Origin of the sequence: Pseudomonas tremae, from assembly GCF_001401155.1 — a bacterium.
In the GTDB taxonomy this organism is placed as follows: Bacteria; Pseudomonadota; Gammaproteobacteria; order Pseudomonadales; family Pseudomonadaceae; genus Aquipseudomonas; species Aquipseudomonas tremae.
The window spans coordinates 1-256 of record NZ_LJRO01000237.1 but is presented as its reverse complement, the minus strand read 5'-3'; the positions used below and the strand labels follow the sequence as shown (position 1 = coordinate 256).

The 256-nt window shown below is 53.9% G+C and carries 1 pseudogene; it reads right to left on the bottom strand.

Features of this window, described 5'->3' with window-relative positions:
• Positions 1 to 12: 12 nt before the first annotated feature.
• Positions 13 to 256 (bottom strand): annotated as a pseudogene (locus ALO43_RS15650) (transporter substrate-binding domain-containing protein); the annotation flags it as partial.

The window sequence follows — 256 nt, the reverse complement described above, 5'->3', positions numbered from 1 at the left end:
AAATGATACTTTTTACAGTTGCGTAGGCACTGCCAGCCATTCCCCGAGCGCCTGCTGATACTCGCCAGCGGCCTTGCTCAAATGCAGCCATTGGTCAACGTAGTTTTTCCAGGTCACATCATCGCGGGGCAACAGGTAGGCCTTTTCGCCGTATTGCATGTACGCGGTCGGGTTGACCGCACACAAGCCAGGCATACGTTTCTGCTGATAAAGCGCTTCGGAGGCATCGATGATCATCACGTCAGCCTTCTTGTCC